Consider the following 21,984-nt stretch of genomic DNA (forward strand, 5'->3'; position numbering starts at 1 on the left):
AACCTGTCACAGCGGCTATGGTCAGTGCTGGAACGGGGGTTCTGGCATGGGACGCAGAAAGAAACAGAGTGGATTCGAAGCGTTGGCCGCATTGCCGTGGCCGGTTGGCTTCGTCATGGGAATCGCTGCGTATCTGGTGGTGCGCTACGGCATCGGCTGGTGGCTTTCTCACCAGGGTGGAATGCTGTCGCAAGGCTTGGCCCAGCAATCAAGTGGAATGTTCGCGACATTGGCGTGGATGCTACTCGGCGTCTGCTGGCTTGCTGCGCTGTTCTCCTATCTGGGCACACGCAACCGGCGGCGCTTTTTGGAAACACGCACAAGCCTGGAGAGCCTGGTCGCCGGCGGCTGGCGCCAGTTCGAACAACTGGTGGGCGAAGCGTTTCGCCGCCAGGGCTACAGCGTAGAGGAAACCGGCCTGGGCGGCCCGGACGGCGGCATCGACCTGATCCTGCGCAAAGATGGCCGCCGCACGCTGGTGCAATGCAAACAATGGAAACGCCAGCAAGTTGGCGTCAGCGTCGTGCGCGAAATGTACGGCCTGCTTGCCCACCACCAGGCCCACTCGGTCAAGATCGCCTGTATCGGAACCTACACGAAAGATGCAGAGCGCTTCGCCGAAGGCAAGCCGATTGAGCTGATTGGCGGCGAGCAGTTGTTGGACATGATCAGAGCGGTGCAGCAGCACGCCGCAGCGCAATCACGGACGCCATCTGCACGCATCGAGCCCTTCTTTGCTTCACCCGATACCACTGCGTCCGTTGCCGTTGCCGTCCCAAGCTGCCCGCGTTGCGACAGCGCGCTTGTGCAGAGAAGGAACCGGCGCACTGGCGAGAACTTCCTGGGCTGCAGTCAGTTTCCGAGATGCAGAGGGACCGCATGAGTGGACCTAATCGCTTACTCAAGTCGCATTTAAATTATTATCTAAAATAATCTAATCTGAAATACCTCACTAAATGGAGTTTGTGTGGCTCGCAATAAAATCATATTTCATTACGACGGCCCGATTGCTACCGACCACAAGGTTACTCTCCGAACCTTGGGGAATACTTTAAATCACCTACAGTCCGCGATTGATCGTGCAACAATTGAGCTCAGGCATGGTCAAGTTAGAAAGCATGCACGTCTGAGGAATGATGACTACCCTTTCGCAGACTTCATTGTGGGTGAGCCTCAGGATGGCGGGTACATCCTAAATCTAATAAATTCAGGTCCGTTGAGAATTGTTGATCGGATCACGGCTGCAATGGATCGAGCTTTTAGAGAGGCCTCTAGCGAGTCGTTAAACTTCACTGAAAGTTTGGCAAGCCAAGCAGAGCGTCGCGAGATTGCGGTGCATGCAGGTGCCCAGCGGCCGATTGCTCTTTCGAATTCTGAAGTTGTCAACCAGAATCCAGAGACAAGGCAACTTCGCTACGTTGACCGGGCGATAAATCGAGAAATTGATCAGATTTTAGCCCAGCTTAGAATCGATAGATACGAAGGTTCAACACTAGAGTTCATTCTAGCTGGGACAAATACGTCACCTCCATATCTTTTTGACCGCGAGAAGGCGCAGCGTTTCCATCATGTGGTAGCGGAAAGAACGTTGGGCGATCCGTTGTTTATGGAAGTGCGACTTCGCGCGCTTGATAGCGGTTCAAAATCACGCTATCCAGTGGGCAAGGCAATTCACGTTGAGAGTGGCCTAACTTTCGGCCTCCATTTTAGATCTTCAGATAGTTTTAATTCGGTGGTTGGATATATGAGATCAGGTGATCCCCCAATCGTTTCAATTATCGCTTGCCCAATTATAGAATATGGGACCTTCGATTCTCAGGCCGGGGATATGTTTTTTATAGGCCTGGCAGAATGAGCGCGCTGGATAATCTCTCAAGTAAGTATCTCGACGAGGCTTCTTCGTTGATCCCAATGTCGTCAACTGGAGCCTTTTTGTTTGGAATTGCCTTTTTTGGCGCCACGGAGATTGACGGATCGCGATGGATTTGTCTTCTTTCAATGAAATACGAAAAAATCTGGTTCTTGCGCGACTTAATGTTTGCTCAGGATATCTGGCGAATTGCCATTATCATTTGTCTCTCTCTGATCGGTGCGGCGCTCTCACGAGCACTTTCTATTCGTGCCCTATCGAGGGGCATGCGCACCAATTCTTTGGAGATAATCAGGGTATTCAATAAGGCAAGAGATGTTAGTGAAAAGAACGGTAGCGAAGCTAGCTTCCAGGTGGAAGCTGCCAAATCGTGGCGTGCAAGACGTATGCGTGGAGTATCAAGCATCTTCAAGATGTCCTCTTTTCTTTTTTCTGTCGGGCTTGTGTCCATTGCGTCTCTCGATATTGTTGATGTTGGAATTGGAATTGCTATTCTGGTCGCGGCCTCTTTTCTCTCAGTATTATTCTCGATCAGATACCTGAATGCCTGTCTGCCAGAAAGAATTTTTCTGGACTCTGCAGTTGGGCTGCTTGGACCGAAACTTGTCGAAGAACTAAGTCAGTCTACTGAGTCCGATAAGTGACATATAAACGTCGGGGCAACTGAGTCAGTTTGACTACTTAGTCGTCCCTGAAAATCCCTACCATCCCAGTCACAGTAAGGCGTTACCGGCCGCGCAGGCGTGCCGGAACTACCAGTTTTCGCTACGCTGTGGGCTGATTTCTTGCAATTTCCGTCCATGCGTACACGCCGCCCTGCTGCCGAAGACACCCCCGCCGAGGAGTTGTTTCGTTCGCGCCTGGAGAACCAGATCGATCTGCGCCATCCGCTGGCGCAGTTGAGTCAACGGATGCCGTGGGCCGCGTTGGAGCAGGCGCTTTGCTCGCACTTGCCGGCCACGCCCGCCGGAGGTGGGCGTCCGGCCTTGCCGGTGCGCTTGATGACCGGTTTGCTGTACCTCAAGCACGCCTATGACCTGTCCGACGAAGCGGTGTGCGAGCGCTGGCTGGAGAATCCGTACTGGCAGTTCTTCACCGGTGAGGTGGTGTTCCAGACGCGTCTGCCATGCGATGCCAGTTCGCTGACGCGCTGGCGTCAGCGCCTGGGCGAAGCTGGGATGGAAGAGGTCCTGGCGCACACGATCAATGCGGCGCACGCGATGAGGGCGGTGGATGCACGCGAGCTGTCGCGGGTGATCGTGGATACCACGGTGCAGGAAAAGGCAATCGCCTATCCGACCGATAGCCGTCTGCTGGAGGTGGCACGCAAGAAGCTGGTGCTGCTGGCCAAGCGCCACGGTATTGCGCTGCGGCAAACCTACGCACGGCAAGGCCCTGCCTTGAGCCGCAAGGCGGGCCGCTATGCCCATGCGCGCCAGTTCAAGCGCATGCGAGCTGCGCTGCGGCGCCAACGCACAGTGTTGGGGCGCGTGGTGCGCGATATGCAGCGCAAGCTGGACGCAGTGGAGGACAGCGTGCGCGAGCGCATCGCTGTGTGGCTGGACCGTGCGCAACGCCTGTACACGCAACACCCCAAGGACAAGCACAAGCTGTATGCGTTGCATGCTCCGGAGGTGGAATGCATCGGCAAGGGCAAAGCGCGTCAACCGTACGAGTTTGGCGTGAAGGTCGGCATTGCGGTGACGGCCTGCAAGGGATTGGTCGTGGGTGCGCGCAGTTTCCCCGGCAATCCGTACGACGGCGATACCTTGGCCGAGCAACTGGAGCAGACACGCGGATTGCTGCAAGACGTGGCTGTCGCCCCGACGGTAGCGATCGTGGACCTGGGCTATCGCGGGCGCGAGGTCGATGGGGTACAGGTGCTGCACCGTGGGAAAGCCAAGACGCTGACGCGCCGGCAGTGGCACTGGATCAAGCGACGGCAAGCCGTGGAGCCGGTGATCGGCCATCTGAAAGACGACTGCCGGCTGCGCCGCTGCAGATTAAAGGGCACCCAAGGCGATGCACTGCATGTCCTGGGCTGCGCCGCCGGCTACAACCTGCGCTGGTTGATGCGCTGGATCGCGCTTTTGCGTGCCTGGATCCGTGCCATGTCGCAGTTATCCCTGGGCGCCATGGATCGGTCACAGCTCGCAATTGGCGTCTGAAAAGGATTTTTCAGAGACGACTACTTACTGGTCTTTTCAGCGCTTACGTTCGAAGGCTTTATCAAGTACACCTTGACCTCCCATACATCCCCCACCCGCCATCCTCGCCCCAGCCTCAACTGGAGAACGCACGATGATGAAGTGGATGGGCGCCGCGCTGGCCGCGGCATTGTTGGTAAGCGGTTGCGCCAAGGTGGAGGGCGAGAAGTTTGTTGGCCACTGGGTCAATGTGCAGACGCAGGACGAGACGATGGACATCGAGCGCAATGGCGAGACCTTCATGGTCCGCAGCACTACGCCGAAGTTCTTCAGCCGCAAGCCCAAGACCGAGAGTTACCCAGCGGTGTACAAGGACGGGGCGCTGCAGGTCACCAATGACGGGGAGACGGCTAACTTCGTCATCGACGAGAGCAACGGCCGCCTCAACACTGGCGGCGAGCAGTACCAGCGCGTACCGGCCAAGTAACGCTGCTGCCGTCACCGGATGCCACCAACGCCCGCGTGCGGACCCTGACGGTCCCGCGCGGGCGTTTTGGTCGTTGGCAGCGTGGTTTTGCCGGCCGCTTCGATGGGCTGCCGGCCCCTGCCCCGCCTTGCGAAGGCACGCCCTGCCGCTCCGTCCGCCGCTGGCCTGAATCTGCTGCCATCCAGCGCGCACAAGCCTTACAGTGCGCAAGCACGCCGGGTCATGGCGCTGCCAGCCCAATCAATCCAGCAACTACGAGGGTGTCATGAGCTAAGGGGATGGACCAGAAGAAGAACCAGAAGAAAGAGCCGACCAGGACGCTGAAAGAAAAGCGCGCGGCCAAGCAGGAGAAGAAGGGCAAGTAAGCCGCCTGGCCTTCCAGACGGCGAAAGAGGTCAGGTGAATCGCCTGACCTCGCGGTTTTTGGACGTTTTATTGATGTTCTACTACTGGCTGAGCGCTGGCGTCCTAAGTCGGCCTGTCGGGGTCTCCCCATCATCGCCGGCATGACCTGCGGTAGCACGCTCAACGCTGCTGTAGACCGATCAACGAGCCGGCCAACGCAGCTGTGCTAATGCGGGTTTGTGCGGACTTTGGAGTTTCTTATGAGCCGTTTGACCATCGACCTAAGCGATCAGCAGCATCAGAGCCTCAAGGCGCTGGCGGCCCTGCAGGGCAAGACCATCAAGCAATACGCACTCGAACGTCTCTTTGCGGGCGACGTAAATGCCGATCAAGCGTGGCAGGAGTTGAAAAACCTGCTTGGGGCACGTGTCGCCGAAGGCCTTGCCGGCAAGGTTTCTACCAAGACCATCAACACCATCCTGGATGAAGAATTGGCCGAGGGCCGTCGCGGTTGATGCACGGCTACGTCCTCACCGACGCAGCCGAAGCCGATATGCGCGGGATCATCCGCTATACCTCGGCACGCTGGGGCCAGGCGCAGGTTCGCCGGTACATCGCTGACCTGGAACAGGGCATCGCCCGTCTTGCAGCAGGGAATGCACTTTCAAGGATCTGAGCGCGCTGCACCCGCGTCGCGGATGTCGCATTGCATGCACCATTACATCTTCTGCCTGCCGCATGAGCACGCTACGTCGCTGATCGTGGCGATCCTGCATGAGCGCATGGATCTGATGGTGCGTTTGGTCGGCAGGCTATAGCCCACGATCCGCGTAGCGATGGGGCGGCTCCCAAACTCACGCCGCCAGGCGCTTGATCCGTGACGGAAGATCACCCAGCGCGCGATGGGCTTGTTCCAGTTCGTAATCGGCTTGCAGGCCCAGCCAGAAGCGCTCGCTGGTTCCCAGGGCTGCAGCCAGGCGCACGGCGGTGTCGGCAGTGATGCCGCGCTTGCCCAGTACGATTTCATTGATGCGGCGCGGCGGCACGCCAGTGGCCCGCGCCAGTGCGTTCTGGCTGATGCCCAGTGGCTCGAGAAACTCTTCGAGCAGGATTTCGCCGGGGTGGATGTTGGGTAGGACTGTCATGGACAGATGCCTTGTGCTCAGTGGTAATCGACAATCTCGACCTCGGCGACATCGCCCTCCATCCATCGGAAGCAGATGCGCCACTGATCGTTGATCCGGATGCTGTACTGCCCGCGCCGCTCGCCCTTCAACGCTTCCAGCCGGTTGGCGGGTGGAATGCGCAGATCGTCGAGATGCGCGGCAGCGTTGAGCATGCGCAACTTGCGGCGCGCGACCGACTGGATGTGGGCCGGCAACCGGCGGGAGCGCTCACCCAGCCAGATCTTTTCGGCTTCCTTGTCGATAAAGCTCCTGATCATGCAGCAACCATAACGCGACCCGTCATATGACGCAAGCCGTTATGGCTGGGTGGTCGGTCGGCTTCCGTCGGCAGCAGTCATCCGAAAATTTCGGATGACTGGCTCTTGCTGTAACTCAACTTTCGTTCAATACCCTTGATCAGAACAACGACCCCTGCACGGGCATGACAGTGGGTGGTTCTGTTGCTGGCTTGGCGGGTGCCACCTGCTGCTGCGCACCCAACCGCCACGCCAGCCCCGAGATCCGCGCGGCGTGCCTTGTGAGTGCGGCGCGGATGACCGCTTCGCTGCCAGCCAGGTGCAGGGCGCGGCGGGCGCGGGTGATGCCGGTGTAGAGCAGTTCGCGGCTGAGCACGCGGGCGTCGCGGGTGGGCAGCTGCAGCCACACGGTGTCGAATTCGCTGCCCTGGGCCTTGTGCACGGTCATGGCGAAGGCGCTTTCGTGGGCCGGCAAGGTGGCGGGGTGGAAGCCGCGCACCTGGCCGTCGCCGCCGCCTTCGAACCAGGCGATCAACGGGCCTTGTGCACGGCGGTCGGCGCCGGTGGCGTCGCGGTGCGGGCTGCCGCCAGGTTGGCCTGTCCGGGACGAGGGCGCTTGGTTGCCGCGCTGGGTCGCGGCGCCTGTGGCGCTGCGCTCAGCCGCTTCGCTGTGCCCGGAGAAGGGACTGGCTTCGCTTCGCAAGCAGATGCCGACGTCGCCGTTGAACAGGCCGTGGCGGTAGCTGTTTTCGGTGATCAGCAGCAGACGGCCCTGAAACCAGGGCGAGCCGGTGCCGAGGCGGCGGGTGCCGGCGCCGGTGTCAGCCAGCAGTTGTTCGATCCGTGCGTTGAGGCCGCGCGCGCCCTGCGGGCCGGCACGCACGGCGGTGAGCAGGCGCAGGCGCCCGGCGGCACGCAGGGCGGTAGCCGGGTCGGTGGCGTCGGCCAGCGCGCGCCAGTGGGCGAGCAGTGCGTCGCGGCCGTCGCTGAGCGGGTCGTCGCCGTCTTCGTGGAAGTGCACGCCGGCCAGCTCGCCGCTGCGCAGCAGCGCGAGCGTGGTGTCGGCGTCGCCGGCGCGGATGGCGTCGGCCAGCGGGGCGAGTGCGAACTCATCTGCCTGGCGGTAACCGCGCAGCAGGTGCACGCGGTGGCCGGTGAGCCCGCCGGTGTGGGCAGGCGCGGGCGTGGCGGCAGGCGGGCTGCCGAGCAGCGGTTGCAGGGCGCGGGCGTCATCGGGCTGCAGCGCATCGCCGGGGCCGGCCGCCTGCAGGATGGCGGCGAGCACGTCGCCGGCTTCCACCGAGGGCAGCTGGTCGGCGTCGCCGAGCAGGATGAGCTGGGTGCCGTTGGCGACGGCTTCGACCAGCTTGCACATCAGCGGCAGGTCGACCATGGAGGCTTCGTCGACCACGATCAGGTCGAACGGCAGCGGGTTGTCGGCGGTGTGGCGGAACTGCGGGGCGTCGGGGATGACGCCGAGCAGGCGATGCAGGGTGCTGGCGCCGGTGGGGAGGGCGGTGGTCCAGGAGGGGTCGGTGGGGGCGCTGCCCTCACCCGCCCTGCGGGCACCCTCTCCCGCAGGCGGGAGAGGGAAAGCGTCTGCGGGCGGTGCGGGAGGCGACAGAGGGGACGCGTCTGCGTGCGGTCCGGAAGGCGGCAGAGGGAAAGCTTCTGGGTGCAGTCCGGTAGGCGGGAGAGGGGACGTGTCCGGTGTCGGTGCGGTGGAGGGCGGCGGCAGGCCTTGCTCCATGGCGCGGGCCACGGCCAGGCGCAGGCTCTCGGCCATGCGCTCGGCGGCGCGGCCGGTGGGTGCGGCCAGGGCGATGCGGGGCGGCGCTGTGCCGGCGGCCTGGGCCTGGGCGATGCGCAGCAGCAGCATACGGGCGATGGTGGTGGTCTTGCCGGTACCGGGGCCGCCGGTGACCAGCAGCAGCGCGCGACGCAGGGCCAGCGCGGCGGCCTGGGCCTGGCGGTCGATGGATGGCTCGGGCAGGCCCGTGCCCTCACCCGCCCTTCGGGCACCCTCTCCCGGGGGGAGAGGGGATGAGGCGGCGGCGTTCGGGAACAGCTGCGCGAACAGCGGTGCCAGCGCGGCGGCGTCGAACGCGGGCATGGGTTGGGCGGCGATGCGGCGCAGGCCCAGGGCCAGGCGGCGTTCGTACTCGCGGTAACGGCGCAGGTAGAGCAGGCCGTGTTCGAGCACCAGCGGGCAGTCCGCGGCGGCAGGCTGGTCGGGCGCGGGTTGGTCGACCCAGCGCGAGGCGGCGAGTGCGCGCTGCCAGTCGGCGGGGTCCGGCAGCGTGGGCGGGGGGCCCTCGCGCGCGTCCAGCAGCATCGCGGCGCGGGCCGGGTCCAGACCGGCGTGGCCGCTGGTGACGGCCAGCGAGGCGAGCGCGGCGCCGGCCAGGACCAGCGGGTCGGTGTCCGGGGCCAGGCGCTGCAGGCTTTGTGCGAAGGCCAGATCCAGCGTGCGCAGGGTGCCGGCCTGGTTGAGGGCGGGGAGCAGGGGTGGGTGGCTCATGGGGTGGGGGTTCCCGGGGCGGACGTACCCTCACCCCAACCCCTCTCCCGGCGGGAGAGGGGCTTTTTGGCGTCGCTCTCCTGGGAGGAGGGAGACTTTGGGGCGTCGCTGTAATCGGGATCTAGAGGCTTGCCGGCGAACAGGGCATCCAGCGCCTGGACCAGCGCCGGGTCGAAGCGCCAGGCATGGATGCCGGGCGCGGACGCCTCGCCGCGTGTGGCGTCGGCCCCGGCGACCGGTACGTGCATGGGGTCGGGCACGGCTTCGTCCGTGTACTGGCGTGACGCATCCAGGCCGCGGCAGAACAGGTAGCGCACGCCGCCGAAGTCGCGGGCGTAGTCGTAGGCCTCGCCCAGGCGGAAGCGCAGCCAGCGGTGCAGCGCCACGGTGTAGATCAGTGCCTGCAGGGTGTACTCGCTATGCGCCATGGCGCGGGCCAGGGCGTCGGGGTCGTAGCTGGGCAGGCGGTTGGATTTGTAGTCCAGCACGTACCAGCGGCCGTCGACGGTGTAGGTGAGATCGATCAGGCCGGTCATCAGGCCTTCCAGGCGCTGGCGTGCGCCGAAGGCCTGGCGGTCGCCGACCACCTCGAAGCGGTGCAGCAGCGCCAGCAGCGCGTCCACGCGGGTGGGCTGCATGGCGAAGTGGAATTCCATTTCGTTGCGGCGCTGCGGCTCGGGCACGGCGGCCAGGGCGGTGCCTTCGGGCAGGGTCACGGTGAGGGTGTTGCCGATCAGCGCAGTGAGCATGCGCAGACCGTCATCGAGCTCGTCCTGCGCGTAGCCGCCGCGTTGCAGGGCGTCGATGATCGGGGTGGCCTGGCCGTCGGGCGCGGGGGCGCCGGGGCGCCAGTGCTGCCAGGCGGCGAAGTCGCAACGCTCGAACACGTCGTGCATCACCACGCCGAAGCGGTTGCCGGCAAAGCGCGGATCGAACGGCTCGGCCTCGGTCACCGCTGCCGCGGCGTCGCTGGCGGCCGGTTCGTCGCTACCGCCGCTGCCCACCACGGTGGCGCTGGCCATCGGGTCGGCGGCGGCGCCGGCATCGGCGTTGGCCAGCTGGGTGAAGCTGTAGACCCACCATTCCGGGGCGATCTGCCGCTGCGGGATGCGCGCAGGCGGCACCTGCGCCTCGGGCGGTGCGGGCAGGCGTGGCAGCGCGGCCGGCGGGGTGGCGGTGTCGACCACCACCACGCCCTCGCCGGCCGCACCCTGCAGCGCATCGAGCGCACGCAGCATGCCGGCCAGCGGCGTGCGTTCGTGCTGGTGGAAGCTGCCGCTGGCGATCCACAGTGCATGCTCGGCGCGGGTCAGGCCGACATACAGCAGGCGCGCGTCTTCGGCGCGTTGTTCCTGCTTCCAGGCCGCTTCGGCCGCGCTCCAGGTGGGGTCTTCCTTGTCGCGGCTCCACTTGGACACGTTCCAGTGCAGCTGGCGGCCGGTGTCCGGCGCATGCACCACGCAATGGCGGCCGGCGCCCTTGTCGCCGCGGCCGATGCCGATGTACGGCAGGAACACCAGCGGATATTCCAGGCCCTTGCTCTTGTGCAGGGTGACGATCTGCACGCGGCGTGCGTCCGATTCCAGCCGCAACTGCTGGGCTTCGTCGTTGTCGTCGGCATTGGCGATGCGGCGCGCCAGCCAGTCGACCAGGCCGTGCGGGCCGAGCGCGCGCGCGTCGGCCTCCTGCAGCAGTTCGGCCAGTTGCAGGTAGTTGGTGAGGCGACGTTCGCCATCGACCAAGGCCAGCAGGCGCTGCCCGTGCGCGGCGCCGAGTTCGCCGATCAGCGCCAGCGGGCCGCCGCGTTGCCAGCGTTCGCGCCAGTCCAGCGCCTGCTGCTGCCAGCGGCGATGCCGCTCGCCGTCGTGTTCCAGGGTGGCGATGGCGATGGCGTCCTGCCCGATCAGCACCGTGGCCAGTGCGGCGCGCAGGCGGCTGTCGTCGCCCGGGTCGAGCAAGGCCTGCAGCAGCGCCAGCAGTTCCAGCGCTTCGTCGGTGGCGAACAGGCTCTGCTTGCCGGCGGCCACGGCGGGAATACCCACCGCGCCCAGCGCCTGCTGGATGCGGGTGGCCTCGCCATGGCTGCGCACCAGCACCGCGATGTCGCCGGCCTGCACCGGACGTGCGTTGATGGTGGCGGTGCCATCGCGGCCAGCGGCCAGCCAGCCGCCGATTGCCGCCACGCAGGCGGCGGTGGCCAGCTCGCGGGCGCGGCCGGCGCTCCAGGGCTTGGGCTTGCCTGCGTGCTTGGTTTTTGCCGCTGTCGCGGCAGCGGGCGGCGGCGGCTCGGGCGCGCGCCACAGCGTCAGCGCCGGGGCGGTGGCACCGCCGCGTTGCAGGTCGGTGTCCAGGCGCTTGGTGCCCGGCTGCACCGGATGGAAGGCGATGCCGTCGGTGAGGAAGGCGTCGGTGTAGCCGGCCTGCGCGTACAGCGCGTCGATCGCCGCCAGTACGCCGGGGCGCGAGCGGAAATTGTGGCTCAACGGTGGGGCCAGTTCGGCGCTGACGGCCGCAGCCAGATAGGTGCGCACATCGCCGCCGCGGAAACCGTAGATGGCCTGCTTGGGGTCACCGATCAGGAACAGCGCCGGCTCCAGGCCGGCAGCGCGTGCGAGTGGGCCCTCGCCGAACACGTTGGAAAAGATCGACCACTGGCGGTCGTCGGTGTCCTGGAATTCGTCCACCAGCGCGATGGCGTACTGCGCGCGCAGGCGCCTGACCAGGGCCTCGGCCTGCGGGCCTTCCAGCGCGTGCGCCACGCCATCGACCAGATCGTCATAGGTCTGAACGCGGCGCTGGCGCTTGAGCAGCGCCAGCCGTGCGATGGCGTCCTCGCGCAGGGCGTGCAGCAGGCGGATGCGGCGGCGTGTCCGCCATTGTTCGACACGGGCCAGCGCGGCGAGATAACCATCGATGGCATGGCTCAGCGGCGAGGCCGGGGTGCGATCGATGAACTTCTTGTTGGTGCCCGATACCAGTTCGGCCGCGGTCAACTTGACCAGCTTGGGATGCGGTGTGCTGTCCTGCGACGGTGCCGCGGCGAAGGCGTCGAACCAGTGCCACAGCGCGGTGAGCCAGTCGGGTTTGTAGCTGACCTTGCTCAGCACGCCGCCGTCGATGGCAGCCATGAGGGTTTCGAAAAACGCCGTGCCATGGGCCTGGAAGGCAGCCGCCAGGGCGTGGCTGGCGGCATGCACGGCCTGCAGCAAGGCGGCGGCATCGTCGGTGTCGGCGCAGACCGCCGGCAGCAGCGTGGTGTGGCGCAGCAAGGCGCGCAGATCCGTGGCCAGCTCCGGCGGGCCACCGGACCACAGGGCGATCAGGTCTTCGGCCATCGCCGCATCGGCGGCGCGCTGGCGCCACAGGTCGGCGGCCACTTCGCCCAGCAGTTCGCGGTCGTTGGCGAGCAGTTGCGGGGCGGCGAAGGCCTGGCCGCTTTCCAGTGCGTGTTCGCGCAGCACGCGCGCACAGAAACCGTGGATGGTGAACACTGCGGCCAGATCGATTTCTTCGACCGCCTGCTGCAGGCGCCGGCGCAGGGCGGCCGGGGTTTCACCGCTGGACGCCAGGTGCGCGGCGAGGATGGCGCGGGTGAGCAGGACGTCGGGGGCGTCCTGTGCGTGCGGCGCTGGGTGCTGTTGGGCTTGCGACTGGGACTGCGACTGTGACGGCTCGCCGGCGAGGGCGGTCGCGGTCACGGCCGCTGCTTCGGAATGCGGTGCCGCATCGCGCAGCTGCGTTGGAGCCGGCTCGTTTGCGGCCGACGCCGGGCCTGCAGAAGACGGGGCTGCGTCGGTCGCCAGCGTTGCAGCCGGTTCGGTCGCGGCCACGGCCACGACAGGCGATGGCGCATCGGGGACCAGCGTGGCGGCCAGCACCAGACGCTCGCGGATGCGCCGGCGCAGTTCCTGGGTGGCGGCCTCGGTGAAGGTCACCGCCAGGATCTGGCCGATGCGCAGGCCGCGCTCGACCACCAGGCGGGTGAACAACGTGGCCAGGGTGAAGGTCTTGCCGGTGCCGGCGCTGGCTTCGATCAGGCGCACGCCGTCCAGCGGCAGCTGCAGATACGGGTCGGTCACGGTGGGCGCGCTCATTCGCCCTCGTCCTGTGCGCCATGCCAGTGCCGCCAGCTGTCGATCACGCGCTGCGGATCCAGCGTCGCGTCGGTGTTGGCGCGTTCCAGCAGGTCGTAGAGCCGATGGCTGGTGGTGGCGAAGGCGCTGAACCGCTGCGCATCGGCGAACGGGTCGCGGCCCCGGTGGACCAGGCGCAGCTCCGGGCTGTGCGATTCGCTCCAACCGAAGCTGGCCTGCCACTGCCCCGCCGCGTCCTTGATGGCCTTGTCCAGGTCGTCGCTGCGCGCGGCCTGGTGGTATTTCCAGCTGCTATAGGGTGCAAACGGCAGCGGTGCCTGCAGGCCTTGTCGATACAGCTGCAGCAATTCGCCCAGCGCGGCCTTCGCCTGTGCCGGCGCCAGCGGCTGCGCATCGATGGGATGCGGGCCCAGGCCATCGTCGTGTTCGAAGAAGCGCACATACGGCACCTGTTCGCCGGCGGCGCGCAGCAACAACCATTCCAGCCCGTGGCCAATCGCATTGCGCCCGGTGAGCGCGCCGACCTGCACGCGCCCCACGCCGTGCGCATACCAGCCGGGTACGCGGCCATGCAGCGCGACATCGCCGATCTGCACCTGCAGCCGCTGCGACTGCGCCTCGGCCTCGCCACGCCACTGCCGGAAGGCCTGCGCATACGGGCGCAATTGCGCCAGCCGCTCGTCGAGCTGGCGCCGCCCCAGCGGGCCGGACGGCAGCAACGCGCGCGCGCGCAGACGTTCGTACAGCCCGTCCACGTCATCGGCCACTGCGGCCTCGAACACCTGTTGCTGCAAGCCGTAGTGATCCAGCCCGCGCGTGGGGGCGAGCAGCGGTTCCAGATCGCTGTCTTCGCTGGCCGGATCGGGCAGGCGCATGCCTAAGCGATGGCGCAGGAACTGCCCGGCCGGGTCGCCGAACAGCCGGCGCAACTCGTCGATGGACACGCTGCCCGGCAATCCACCGGCGTCGGCCGGCAGCGCGCCAGCCACCCACGGCGCCAGCGGCTGGCGCTGGCCGGTGAGGCTGTCCACTGCCGGGCGCCATTGCCGGCGATAGCTGAAACGGCGCGGGTCCTTGCCCGCTTCGCTCTGCGCACCGAAGGCGGCCGCGGCGAACGGCTGCAGCGGGTGCTGCACCACCAGGGTACCGGCGGTATCGGCGGCGGCGTGGTAGTGCGCCGCGGTGGTCAGCAATTCGCTGACCAGCACCGAGGGCTCGCGCGGACTGCCATCGCGCGCATCGGCGCCGAGATAACTCAGGTAGAACACGTCCTGTGCGGAGGCGAACAATTGCAGGAACAGGAAGCGGTCGTCCCCGCGGGTGGAGCGGTCGCCGTGGCGGCGGCGCTCGGTGCCCAGTTCGGCGGTGAGGCGGTTGAGCCCGGCGGCCGGGTCGCGGCGCGGAAAATCGCCATCGTTCATGCCCAGCAGGCAGATCACCCGGAATGGCAGCAGGCGCATCGGCACCATGCGCCCGAAGCTGATGCCGCCGGTGAGCAGCGGGGCGCGCGTGTCCGATTCGCCCAGCACCGCGGCAAAGTGCGCGCGCACCACCTCGGCCGGCACGCTGCCGGGGTACTGCGCGCGCTGCGCATCGCGGGCGAACTGGTCGATGAGGCTGCGCAGCCGGTCCAGCGCGCGCTGCGCACGCGGGGCCGAGGGCGCGGTGGGAATCAGCGCATCCAGCAGCTCCAGCAGGCGCTCGCGCCAGGTGGCCGGCGGCAGCGCATCGGCCAGTGCCGCCTGGTGCCGCTCCAGCACGCGCAGCAGGTGCAGCAGCGTGTCCAGCGCAGCCAGTGCGCTGCCTTCCAGCTGCGGCCACGGCGCCACGCCGTCGATAGCGTCGTCGGCGCCGCTGGCATGACCGAGCAGCAGCCGATCCAGCGCGAAGCGCCAGGTGTAGGCATCGTCGCCCGGTGCCTGGTGCTGGCGCCGATGCGCCGCATCCAGGCCCCAGCGTGCGCCGGCGGCATGCAGCCAGCCGCGCAGGCGTTCCAGCCCGGCCTCGTCCAGCCCGGCGGCTTCGGCGATCGGCGCGCTGGCGATCAGGTCCAGGATTTCGTGCAGGCCGAAGCGTGCGATCGGCAATTTCAGCAGGGTGAGAAACACCTCGGCCAGCGGTTCGCTCGCCAGCGGGCTGGCGTCGGCCAGGGCATAAGGCAATGCGTCGTCGCTGCCATGGCTGCCGAACACGGCGTCCAGATACGGCACGTACGGGTCGATGTCCGGCGACAGCACCGCGATCTCGCGCGGCTGCAGCGGCGGTTCGAAGCGCGCATCGTCCAGCAATGCGCGTAGCTGGTCGTGCAGCACCTGCAGCTCGCGCAAGCGCGTGTGGCAGGCGTGCACCTGCAGACTGGGATCGTGCCGATTCACCGCCGGCAATGCGGCCGGCACCGCCGGGGCGCGGCGATGGAACAGGTCGCTCTGCATGCGCCGCAACAGGCTGTCGCCCAGGCCGCCGTCGGCGAGCAGGCGGCGGCCGGACTCCAGCGGATCGGCATAGGCGGCGATTTCGGCCAGCGGGTGCACCACTTCGTAATCGCCGATCAAGGCCATGAAATCGCGGCCGGCCGCGCCCCAGGCCTGCAGCAGCGGGTTCTCCTGCACCTGGTCGGCGAACAACGCCGCCGCCCCGCCCTCGCGGCGGCGTTGCCACAGGGTTTGCAGATCGCCCCAATACCCCTGCGTGGGCGTGGGCAGATAGAAATGCAGCGTGCCCACGCGCGCCTGCGTGGCCAGCACGCGCAACACGTCGGGCGAGATATTGAGGATGGCGAAGGCAAACAGCCGCGCCGGCAAGCCCTGCGGCAGCGGGCCATCACTGCGGGCATGGCGATCCAGGTACTGGCCGATGCGGCGTGCGCGGTACTGCCGGCCGGTGGCGATGCTGCGCCACAGCCGCGCCTGCGGGTCGTCCGGCTCGGCGCCGCCTTCCCAGCGCAGCAACCAGTCGCGGCGCCAGGCCTGGTATTTCTCGAACACGCTGCCCAACTCGCCGGCCAGCGCCCAGGGCTTGAGCGCATCGCCATCGGACAGATAGCCGGCCAGCGGCGCCAGTGCCGCATCGCTGCCCAGATCGGCCTGCAGCGCGGCGTACAGCCGCCACTGCGTGGTGACCATGTCCAGATCGTCGTCGGCCGGGCCGAGGTTGCGCTCCAGCGCGCGCGCCACGAATTCGCCGGGGGTGAGGAATTCCAGATTCGCCGCCACCCCATGCTCGGCTGCCAACGTGGACTGCAGCCAGCGCCGCATCGCCACCTGCGGGATCAGCACCACCTCCGGCTGCAACACCGGCTGCCCGGGCACCGGCCGGCGTAGCTCCTGCGCCAGCAGGGCAGCCAGGGTATCCAGCGCATTGGATGGATAAAGACGGAAATCGGGCGCGGACGTGGCGTGCATGCGTGCGTGCATTGTGCCGGATGCCGCAGGCGCGCGCGCTCGTCGGTGCAGCGCCGGGCATCAGCAGCGCTGCGCGGGGAACGCGCCACGGTCCGCGCCAGCGGCCTGAACGGCGCGGCCAGGGTGTTGGGGACGAAAGCATGCGCAGCTGCCCAAACGCACTGGGCCGAACATCACGTCCGGCCCAGTGCGCTGATCGACTGCATGAGGTGCAGCGCGATCAGTATTTCTTTTCCAGATTGATCATCCAGGTCTGGTCGTTACCGCTGTCGCCGTCGGTGATGCCGCGGTATTCCAGCCGCGTGGACAGGCCCTGCTCGGTCAACAACGCCGCGCCGATACCCACCATCAGGCGATTGCGATCGAACGCGGCCTGCCCGGTGCGGTAGAACGGACCGCCGCTGAGATCGGCATAGCTCAAGGTGGCATCGCCGCGCCCCTGGAAGTCGCGCTGATACTCCACGCGCAACTGCGGGGTCAGCCGGCCCCAGGCCACTTCGCGGCGCCATTCCAGGCGCAGGCCCAGGTTGCCGGTACTGGTGGCCACATCCATGTCGGCATAGCGCAGCGCGAACGGCGCCACGCCCTGTTCGGCATAGCCATCCAGCGTGGCACGTGCCACATCCACGCGCGCATACGGGGTGATCTGCAGATCGCCGCGTTGCAGGTCCGCGCCGGTGGACAGCGAGGCGATCCACTGCTTGCCGTCGCGGTTGCCCTCGGCCAGCGAGCTGTCGTCGGTGACGAAGCGGCGCAGGTCGTAGGACAACAGTTGGTAGCCCACCAGGGTGTCGAAGAAGAACGCCTTGCCCGGATGGAAGCTGGCATACAGCGCCATGGTGTAGGCGGTGCCCCTGATGCGGCTGCCGCGCGTGCCCACATCGCTGTCGTCGCGGCCCCAACCCAGGCCCGCGCCGATCGCCAGCGACGATGCCAGCCGGTAATCGGCACCCACGCTCAAGCCATCGGTCTGGAAATCCACGCCGTTGCTGTTGGCCTGCCGGTTGAGGCTGCCCGAGCGGATCGCACCGCCGATCCACAGACCCAGATCCCCCTGGCCCTGCGCACCGGTGCTGCTGCCTGCCACTGCCGCCGGCGCATCGCGGAAGTCGTTGTCGGCGTCCTGCGTGTCCGGGCTGCAGGGCTGGGCACTGATGCCCCGGTCGGCCTCACGGCAATGCGAGGTGGGCTGGAAGCTCACCGCATTGCTGACACCGCCGCCACCGCGGTGGGTCGCTTCCAGACGGCGCTGGAAGTTGTCGATCTGCGCCCGTGCAAACCGCCGGGTGGACTCGGACTGCGCATCGATCAGACCACGCACTTCCGCATCCTGGCTCGGGTCGCGGCGCGGTGCGATGTTGAACACCACCGTGGCCGGGACCGAGGTGGCAAACGCGTTGGACAGGGTGAACTGCACCGTGGCCTGGCCGACGAAGGCCGGGTTGGGGGTAAAGGTCAGCACGAAGCTGGGCGGCTCGGCCAGGGCGGTCGCCGCCGTCGTCGGTCCGGACGCACCCGCCGCCGAGGCGATGGCCGCACCGCCGACACGGGTGATGCTGGCCGTACCCGCCGAGGCCGGCAGCACCGCGACCACCGCAGCGGCCACGAACGGACCACCGGTCGCGTTGCGGGTGATATCCACCTGCTGGGCTTCGCCAGGCACCGCCTCTGCGGTGACCGACACCGCCACCGGCCGCGCGTTGACCGTGACGGTCAGCGTGGTCGCTGCCGAGGTACCGCCTGCACCGGTGGCGGTATAGCTGAGCACGTCGGTGCCGATGAAGCCGGGGTTCGGCGTGTAGATCAGTTCCAGGCCGTTGACCACCGCAGTGCCATTGGTCGGCGCGGTGGCAATCGCGATCGCCGTGATGTTGCCGGTGTCGTTGGCGGTCACCGCCGCGGTGACTGCGGTGCCGTCCATGGTCACGGCAGTGTCTGCCACGGCCACCGGCACGGCGCTGCCCACGGTGAACGTGTAGGCCTGCGAGGCGCTGGCGGCACTGGCGTCGGTCACGGTGATGGTGAATGTGCTGTTGCCTTCGGCGCTCGGCGTGCCCGACAGCGTCCCGTTCGGGGCCAGGGTCAATCCGGCCGGCAGGGTGCCACTGCTCACGGTGAAGGCGTAGGGCGCCACGCCGCCGCTGACGGTCAGCGTCTGCGCATAGGCAGTGCCGTTGACGGCCGGCGGCAGCGTGCCCTGTGCGATCACCAGCGTGGCCGTATTGACGGTGAGCACATAGCTGCGCGATGCCTGTGCGGCCGGGCTGGGCGTACTGTCCGAAACCGTCAGGGTGAAGTTGAACGTGCCTGCCACGGTCGGCGTACCGCTCAATCCACCGGTGGCCGGATCCAGCGTAATGCCTGCAGGCAAGGCGCCCGCGCTCAGCGCATAGCTGTACGGCGCAGTGCCGCCGGTGGCTGGCGTGATGGCGGCCGTGTAGGCCTGCCCCGCGGTGCCGGCCGGCAGGGTGGATGCCGGCAGGGCCAGGGTCGGGCCCGCCACCGTCAGCGCATAGGCCTGGGTGCCGGTGAAGCTGTTGGCATCGGTCGCTTCCACGGTGAAATTGAACGTGCCTTCCACCGTGGCCGTGCCCGACAGCGTGCCGTTGCCGGCCAGCGTCAGGCCGGCCGGCAGCGCGCCGGCGCTGATCGCGTAGGTGTACGGCGCGGTGCCGCCGCTGGCGCTCAGTGCCTGGCTATACGCCGTGCCGCGCGTGGCGCCAGGCACGCTGGTCGGTGCGACCACGACCTGCGGAGCCGCAATGCTCAGTGCGTAGCTGCGCGATGCCTGCGCGGCCGGGCTGGGCGTGCTGTCGGACACGGTCAGCGTGAAGTTGAAGCTGCCCGCCACGGTCGGGGTACCGCTCAGTCCGCCGGTGGCCGTGTCCAGCACAATGCCGGCCGGTAGCGTGCCTGCACTCAGCGCATAGCTGTAGGGCGCAGTGCCGCCGGTCGCCGGTGTGATGGCGGCCGTGTAGGCCTGCCCGGCGGTGCCGGCCGGCAAGGTGGATGCCGGCAGGACCAGGGTCGGGCCCGCCACCGTCAGCGCATAGGCCTGGGTGCCGGTGAAGCTGTTGGCATCGGTCGCTTCCACGGTGAAATTGAACGTGCCTTCCACCGTGGCCGTGCCCGACAGCGTGCCGTTGCTGGCCAAGGTCATCCCGGCCGGCAGCGCGCCGGCGCTGATCGCGTAGGTGTAAGGCGCGGTGCCGCCACTGGCGCTCAGTGCCTGGCTATACGCCGTGCCGCGCGTGGCGCCCGGCAAGGTCGTCGGCGCCACCGTGATCTGCGGGGCGGCGATGCTCAGGGTGTACCCCCGCGTGGCCTGCGAGGGAGTGCCGCTGGTGCTGTCGGTGGCCGTCACGCTGAAGTTGAAGGTGCCAACGCTGGTGGTGGTGCCGCTCAGCGCACCCGTGCTCGCGGCGAACGTGATCCCTGCAGGCAGGGCACCGGCGGTCACCGCGTAGGTGTACGGGGCAATGCCGCCGGTAGCCGGATTGATCGCGCTCGCATAGGCCTGGCCCGCGGTACCGGCCGGCAGGGCGGTCGCAGGCAGGGTCACGGTCGGCCCGGCAACCGTCAAGGTGTAGGCACGGCTACCGGAGGTCGGCGTGCCACTGTCGGTGGCAGTCACGGTGAAGTTGAAGGCGCCACTGGCCGTTGGCGTGCCCGACAGCACGCCTGTGCTGCTCAGGGTCAGTCCCGCCGGCAACGCGCCGGCGGTGATCGCGAAGCTGTATGGCGCGGTGCCGCCGCTGGCGCTCAGGTTCTGGCTGTAGGCCGTACCCGCCGTCGCCGCCGGCAACGAGGCCGGCGCCACCGTCACCACGGCATCGTCGTTGTTGATGGTGCCGGTGCCGGTGGCGCGGGCAATGGTGGCATTGCTGGCGCCCGACAGACCGACGCTGAAGGTCTCGTTGGGTTCGACCGCGGTATCGCCGTTGACGGTAACCGCCACGCCCTGCGCGGTGGTGCCTGGCGCAAACGTCAGCGTGCCGGAGCGCGCGACATAGTCGCTGCCGGCAGTGGCAGTCCCGTCGGAGGTCGCGTAATTGACCGTCACGGTCTGGCCGCTGGCCTGGCTCAGACTCACCGTGAAGGTGGCCGTGGTGGTGCCGCTGTTGCCTTCGTTGACGCTGACGTCGTCGATCGACAGCGACGGCAACGCATCGTCGTTGACGATGGTGCCCTGCCCTTGCGCATCGGTGATGGTCGCGCCGCTGACGTTGCTGACGTTGACGAAGAACGTTTCGTTGGGTTCGTTGAGCGTGTCGCCATTGATCAGCACGGTGAAGGTCGCGCTGCTGCTGCCGGCAGGAATGGTCTGCCCGGTCAGGCTGGAGGCCACGTAGTCCACGCCCGCGGTGGCGGTGCCGTCGGCGGTGGCGATATCGAAGCTGACGCCACCGGTCGGCGCTGGCTGGCTCAGCGAAACGGTGAAGGTCGCGTTGGTGGTGCCGGCGTTGCCCTCGTTCACCGAGACGTCGTTGATGCTCAACCCAGGCTGGTCGTCGTTGAGGATGGTGCCGGTGGCGCTGGACGGCGAGCCGACGGTATAGCCGGTGCCAGCGACGAGGACGATCAACACCGTCTCGTCGGACTCGACCGTGCTGTCGGCAGTGGGATTGATCGTGATCGTGCCGGTGGTCTGCCCGGCCGCAATCACCAGCGGGGAGCTGACGGCCGCGTAGTCGGTGCCCGAGGTCGCGGTGCCGCCCACGTTGAAGCCGACCGAGACAGCCGACACGGGCGCCTGGCTCAGGGTAACGGTGTAGACCAGGTTGGCGGCGCCATCTTCGCTGACGCTGGCCGGCGACACGCCGATGCTGGCGACCGGGAAGTCGTCGTTGACGATGGTGGCGGTGGCGCTGGACGGGCTGCCCGGTGAGTAGCCGGTGCCGGCAGCGACGGTAAAGGTCACCGTCTCGTCCGCCTCCACCGTCGCATCGGCGATCGGGGTGACACTGAAACTGGCAGAGGTGGCATTGGCCGGCACCACGACGCTGCTCACCGCACCGGAGTAGTCGGTGCCGCTGGTGGCGGACCCGCTGCGGGTCAGGTTCACCGTCGTGGGCGAGCTGTTGGTCTGGCTCAGCGTCACCGTATAGACGAACGGGGTGCCGCTGTTCTCGTTGGCGCTGGCGGGAGAGACCGCAATGCTGGCTTGACGCGTGGGGTTGATGGTGATGTTGAAGACGACCTGATTGCCGTCCTCATCGCCAAGGGTGAACGTGTCTGAAGTCGCACCATCCCCGTTGTTGGTGTAGGTCACCTGCTCGGTGCTGTCGGGATTCTGGCCAGGCAGGCTATAGCTGCCATGCGACGGAGAGACGTTACCGGTCTGCATGCCGAAGTTGGATGGCCCGTCGCAGTCGCCGACCTCGAAGGTCCACGAGCCGCCCGAGTTGATGGTCGCGCTCTTGGGAGACGGACAGTAGACGGCGAGCGCGACCTGAGAGGTCGCCAACAACACCAGCGCCGTCAGCCACTGCAAGGCCAGGCGCATGCCGCGTGCCGCGGTGCAATTCATAGACATTCGATGATCCCCTGGAAACACGCCACCCCGCTGGCGCTGGCAACAGTCCTGGTGCCTCAGATCAGCGCGTCATTCATGCCTTTGAAGGCATATCCGCGCCGCGGCGCCATTGAAACAGGAACTGACTGCCAGTTAAAGAACAAAAAATTAATACTTCATC

Annotated in this window: 12 protein-coding genes and 2 pseudogenes; 7 read left to right on the forward strand and 7 right to left on the reverse strand. The window is 67.0% G+C overall.

The annotated features are described in order from the left end of the window. The first annotated feature begins 46 nt into the window (after positions 1-46). The 7 genes from HG421_RS18650 to HG421_RS21370 all read left to right on the forward strand — a co-directional run bounded on the left by HG421_RS18650 (position 47) and on the right by HG421_RS21370 (position 5,525). Positions 47-883 carry a restriction endonuclease gene (locus HG421_RS18650; protein ID WP_169707651.1) on the forward strand — a complete coding sequence of 279 codons (837 nt, stop codon included), beginning with the start codon at positions 47-49 and terminating at the stop codon, positions 881-883. An 84-nt stretch (positions 884-967) separates the two neighbouring features. Beyond that, complete coding sequence (locus HG421_RS18655; protein ID WP_169707652.1) at positions 968-1,855, forward strand: hypothetical protein; 888 nt, start codon at positions 968-970, stop codon at positions 1,853-1,855. After that, entirely contained in the window at positions 1,852-2,514 is a 663-nt protein-coding gene (locus HG421_RS18660; protein ID WP_169707653.1) for a hypothetical protein, read from the forward strand. The genes HG421_RS18655 and HG421_RS18660 overlap by 4 nt, the downstream gene beginning before the upstream one ends. 156 nt (positions 2,515-2,670) lie before the next feature. Beyond that, entirely contained in the window at positions 2,671-4,038 is a 1,368-nt protein-coding gene (locus tag HG421_RS18665) for an IS5 family transposase (RefSeq protein ID WP_168968245.1), read from the forward strand. A 133-nt stretch (positions 4,039-4,171) separates the two neighbouring features. Then, complete coding sequence (locus HG421_RS18670) at positions 4,172-4,504, forward strand: hypothetical protein (protein ID WP_169707654.1); 333 nt, start codon at positions 4,172-4,174, stop codon at positions 4,502-4,504. 605 nt (positions 4,505-5,109) lie between these two features. After that, on the forward strand, positions 5,110-5,364 hold the full coding sequence (locus tag HG421_RS18675) for an antitoxin (RefSeq protein ID WP_169707655.1): 255 nt from the start codon (positions 5,110-5,112) through the stop codon (positions 5,362-5,364). Continuing rightward, a complete protein-coding gene (locus HG421_RS21370; protein ID WP_248279415.1) occupies positions 5,364-5,525 on the forward strand; it encodes a type II toxin-antitoxin system RelE/ParE family toxin in 162 nt (53 codons plus the stop codon). Before HG421_RS18675 ends, HG421_RS21370 begins: the two co-directional genes overlap by 1 nt. Before the next feature lie 178 nt (positions 5,526-5,703). On the opposite strand, the gene HG421_RS18685 is transcribed toward HG421_RS21370, so the two are convergent. The 7 genes and pseudogenes from HG421_RS18685 to HG421_RS18710 form a co-directional block, all read right to left on the reverse strand. Continuing rightward, positions 5,704-5,994: a HigA family addiction module antitoxin gene (locus HG421_RS18685; protein WP_169707656.1), complete on the reverse strand. Its 291-nt coding sequence runs from the start codon at positions 5,992-5,994 to the stop codon at positions 5,704-5,706. Between the two features lie 17 nt (positions 5,995-6,011). Further along, positions 6,012-6,293, reverse strand: coding sequence for a type II toxin-antitoxin system RelE/ParE family toxin (locus HG421_RS18690; protein ID WP_169707657.1), 282 nt, complete (start codon positions 6,291-6,293; stop codon positions 6,012-6,014). 139 nt (positions 6,294-6,432) lie between these two features. Next, the gene (locus HG421_RS18695) at positions 6,433-8,793 is read right to left on the reverse strand and encodes an AAA family ATPase (protein ID WP_169707658.1); all 2,361 of its coding nucleotides are present in this window, start codon (positions 8,791-8,793) and stop codon (positions 6,433-6,435) included. Further along, complete coding sequence (locus HG421_RS18700) at positions 8,790-12,527, reverse strand: UvrD-helicase domain-containing protein (protein WP_429001926.1); 3,738 nt, start codon at positions 12,525-12,527, stop codon at positions 8,790-8,792. The genes HG421_RS18695 and HG421_RS18700 overlap by 4 nt, the downstream gene beginning before the upstream one ends. Before the next feature lie 99 nt (positions 12,528-12,626). Beyond that, positions 12,627-12,887 (reverse strand): annotated as a pseudogene (locus tag HG421_RS21650) (UvrD-helicase domain-containing protein); the annotation flags it as partial. Beyond that, complete coding sequence (recC, locus tag HG421_RS18705; RefSeq protein ID WP_169707660.1) at positions 12,884-16,288, reverse strand: exodeoxyribonuclease V subunit gamma; 3,405 nt, start codon at positions 16,286-16,288, stop codon at positions 12,884-12,886. The gene recC and the pseudogene HG421_RS21650, both read right to left, overlap by 4 nt. Before the next feature lie 220 nt (positions 16,289-16,508). Continuing rightward, positions 16,509-21,569, reverse strand: a pseudogene (locus HG421_RS18710) (putative Ig domain-containing protein); the annotation flags it as partial. Positions 21,570-21,984: the final 415 nt, after the last annotated feature.

The sequence above is a fragment of the Xanthomonas campestris pv. badrii genome (genome assembly GCF_012848175.1).
GTDB lineage: Bacteria > Pseudomonadota > Gammaproteobacteria > Xanthomonadales > Xanthomonadaceae > Xanthomonas > Xanthomonas campestris_C.